This window comes from Caulobacter sp., assembly GCF_049283275.1.
Classification (GTDB): Bacteria; Pseudomonadota; Alphaproteobacteria; order Caulobacterales; family Caulobacteraceae; genus Caulobacter.
The window spans coordinates 1-3,207 of the sequence record NZ_JBAPVS010000061.1 but is presented as its reverse complement, the minus strand read 5'-3'; the positions used below and the strand labels follow the sequence as shown (position 1 = coordinate 3,207).

The following is a 3,207-nucleotide window of genomic DNA, read 5'->3' as shown; positions in this document are numbered from 1 at the left end:
TTGGCGCCGCCGCCGCCGCCGCCGCCGCACGCGACCAGCGGCACGGCCGCGAACAGCACCCAGAGGCTGGGGCGACAGAACCAAGGCAGGATCAAATGTCGCAAAATCATCCCCGGGAAACGCGGTTAACGCGGACGGTTCTACACCCTGCCGGCCTGCGCCCGCGCTAGGACGCTGCGTCGCACCCCATACAGTAGGTACACCGCCGCCCCGATCAGGTGGGCGTACAGGAAATAGAGCTGGGTCTTGGCCGGCAGGCTGGAGAACAGGTAGAGGCAGCCGAGGATCGCGCCCGGCGCCACCACCTGCCACAGCGGCGTGGCGAACACCCGGGGCCGGTTCGGTTCGCGCCGCCGCAGGATGATCACCGACAGGCCCACGGCGATGAAGGCCGCCAGGGTGCCGGCGTTGGCCAGCTCGGCGATGTCCTTCAGCGACAGCAGGCCCGACAGCACCGCCGCCAGGGCCCCGGTCAGCAGGGTCATCAGCACCGGCGTGCCGGTCTTGGGGTTCACCCGCGCCAGGCCCGGCGGCAGCAGGCCGTCGCGGGCCATGACGAAGAAGATCCGGCTCTGGCCGTACATGAAGGCCAGGATCACGGTCGGCAGGGCGACCACCGCGGCCAGGGCGACCAGTTGGGCCATCTTGGGATGGTTTAGGGTCTCCAGGATGAAGACCAGCGGGGCCTCGCTCTTGGAGAACACCTCGGCCCGCGAGGCGCCGATCGCAACAGCCGCGACGAGCATGTAGATCAGGGTGCAGACCAGCATCGAGCCGACGATGCCGATGGTCAGGTCGCGCTTGGGGTTCTTGGTCTCCTCGGCGGCGGTCGACACCGCGTCGAAGCCGTAGAAGGCGAAGAAGATCAGGCTGGCCGCCGCCATCACCCCGACCTTGACCCCGTCGGCTCCCGCGGTGGCGGCGAAGCCTTGCGGCATGAACGGCGTGAAGTGGCCGGCGTCGAAGGCCGGCAGGCACAGGACCACGAACAGAGCGAGCGCCGCGATCTTGACCACCACCAGCACGATGTTGACCGTGGCGCTCTCCTTGGTGCCCAGGGCCAGCAGCCCGGCGACAGCGAACGAAATGATCACGGCGGGCAGGTTGATCAGGCCGCGCGTGCCGTCGTCCAGGACGACGTGCGGGCCGGCCAGCAGGAATTCGGGAAAGCCGGCCATGCGGAACAGGCCGGTGGCGTGGGCCGACCAGCCCACCGCCACGGCCGCGCAGACCAGGGTGTATTCGAGGATCAGGCTCCAGCCGACGAACCAGGCCACCGGCTCGCCCATGGCGACATAGCTGTAGGTGTAGGCGCTGCCCGAGGCCGGGATCATCGTCGACAGCTCGGCGTAGCACAGGGCCGCGCAGGCGCAGACCGCCCCGGCGATCAGGAACGACAGCATCACCCCCGGCCCGGCCAGGCCCGCCCCGACCCCGGTCAGGGTGTAGATGCCGGTGCCGACGATGGCCCCGACGCCCAGGGCGATCAGGTGATACCAGCTGAGGGTCTTCTTCAGGGCGTGGGCGTGATCGCCGGCGGCGGTGTCGATCGCCTTGCGGCGGTTCCAGATGCTCAAGGTTGTTCTCCCGACTCCAGAGCGTGGCAGCCGAAAGTGGATGCCGGTTTCGGCGCCCGCCACGCTCTGAATGCTTGATTCGCGTCTGTCCCATGGGACAGGCGCGGGCGGACGATGGGCCAGGCGCGCGCCGTCGCCAAGGGGGAGCGTTTGCGCCGCCGACGACGTTTCCTGACAGGTCCGTACAGCTGGAGCTTACATCGGAGTCGAAAACCGCCTCTTGATCAGGGAAGCAGGGAGGGACGGCTTACGTGACGCGCGAGCGTCCCAGTCGAACCGCCTCATTTGTCCCTACGGCTTTGAGTCCGGTGGTAAACGAACCGAAAGCCCGAGGCGAACAAGGCAATCAGCAAGGCCATGGAAATCAATATTTTCAGCGTGAGGCCCCAAGGGCCTGTCCAGCCAAGCGCCCCAAAAATCGCCATGACAAGAATTATCGCGACGTAGAACGGCATGGTCACGAGCAATATTGGCCCAAGGCCGATCATGGCGACGCCGGGCTTTCGAGCTCCGTCTTCGGCCAGACGCTTGAGATACAAATCATACGCTTGCAGGTAGTTCACTTCGACAGTCCCTGGAAGGTAGTCGCGGACCACCCCGGTCCCAGACACTTTCATCGCGAATGCTGGCGTCGCGCAAGTTGACGATCTTCCCAACGGCCGCGGCTGGCAAGCCACGCGTCGTGGTCGCTCGGAACGTCCGCCCCGCCCGAACTCAGATCACCGCGTCGAAGGCCGCCCAGTTGGGAACCTGGGCGTCGACCCCGGCCGACTTGCAGCCGCGGTTGGCGATGCGGGTGTGGAGCAGTTTCACGCAGCGGCTGCCGGTGGTCGTAAACAGGAACGGGAAGATCCCGTGGACGAAGCAGGCCAGGCCGCCCAGCAGCATCGGGAAGGCGAAGCTCCAGGCCACGGCCATGTGCTCGCCATAGGTCTCGTCGACCGAACGTGGATGGCGGGTGAAGGCGTCGAGCATGGGAATCCCCGGGATGGCGCGTCTTTCCAGAATGCCGTGCTTCGCAAGAATGACATGGTCGAAGATGCGGCTTCGTGGCAATTGACGAGAATTACGTTCTCCAAACAGGCCCGAACAGAGAATGATCGCGCTGGACCAGATCGACCGCCGCCTGCTGGCCATCCTGCAGCAGGACGCCACCGTGCCCATCGCCGAACTGGCCGAACGGGTGGGCCTGTCCCAGACCCCGTGCTGGAAGCGGGTCAAGCGGCTGCAGGACGGCGGGGTGATCACCGCCCGCGTCGCCCTGATCGACCGCGAGGCCCTGGACCTGTCGCTGACGGTGTTCGTGGCGGTCAAGACCGGTCGCCATGACGAAGAGTGGCTGGCCACCTTCGCGGCCGGCGCCAAGACCCTGCCCGAGGTGGTCGAGTTCTACCGGATGAGCGGCGATGTCGACTATCTGCTCAAGGTCGTGGTCCGCGACATCGCCGCCTATGACCGCTTCTACCGCCGACTGATCGCGACGGCGCCGCTCACCGACGTCTCCTCATCGTTCGCCATGGAGCAGATCAAGTTCACGACCGCCCTGCCGATCGCGACCGGGTGATCGCGAAAGTTATCCACAGGGCTTCTCCCTTCCCCCTTGATGGGGGAAGGGCCGGGGATGGGGGTG

General features: G+C 66.4%; 4 protein-coding genes. 1 reads left to right on the top strand and 3 read right to left on the bottom strand.

From position 1 onward, the window contains the following. Positions 1-140 precede the first annotated feature (140 nt). The 3 genes from WAL33_RS03125 to WAL33_RS03115 all read right to left on the bottom strand — a co-directional run bounded on the left by WAL33_RS03125 (position 141) and on the right by WAL33_RS03115 (position 2,552). Positions 141-1,577 (bottom strand): amino acid permease, encoded by a 1,437-nt coding sequence (locus tag WAL33_RS03125; RefSeq protein WP_422178384.1) that lies wholly within the window; start codon positions 1,575-1,577, stop codon positions 141-143. A 281-nt stretch (positions 1,578-1,858) separates the two neighbouring features. Beyond that, entirely contained in the window at positions 1,859-2,140 is a 282-nt protein-coding gene (locus WAL33_RS03120) for a hypothetical protein (RefSeq protein ID WP_422178382.1), read from the bottom strand. 151 nt (positions 2,141-2,291) lie between these two features. Next, positions 2,292-2,552, bottom strand: a complete 261-nt coding sequence (locus tag WAL33_RS03115) for a DUF6356 family protein (RefSeq protein WP_422178380.1) — start codon at positions 2,550-2,552, stop codon at positions 2,292-2,294. 121 nt (positions 2,553-2,673) lie between these two features. Here WAL33_RS03115 and WAL33_RS03110 point away from each other — a divergent pair, with 121 nt between their 5' ends. Then, positions 2,674-3,141, top strand: a complete 468-nt coding sequence (locus WAL33_RS03110; RefSeq protein ID WP_422178378.1) for an Lrp/AsnC family transcriptional regulator — start codon at positions 2,674-2,676, stop codon at positions 3,139-3,141. Positions 3,142-3,207 lie beyond the last annotated feature (66 nt).

What these genes read in the sequence shown, in the direction of transcription:
- WAL33_RS03115 (WP_422178380.1), bottom strand. Translation starts at nt 2,552, where the DNA reads ATGCTCGACGCCTTCACCCGCCATCCACGTTCGGTCGACGAGACCTAT.
- WAL33_RS03110 (WP_422178378.1), top strand. Translation starts at nt 2,674, where the DNA reads ATGATCGCGCTGGACCAGATCGACCGCCGCCTGCTGGCCATCCTGCAG.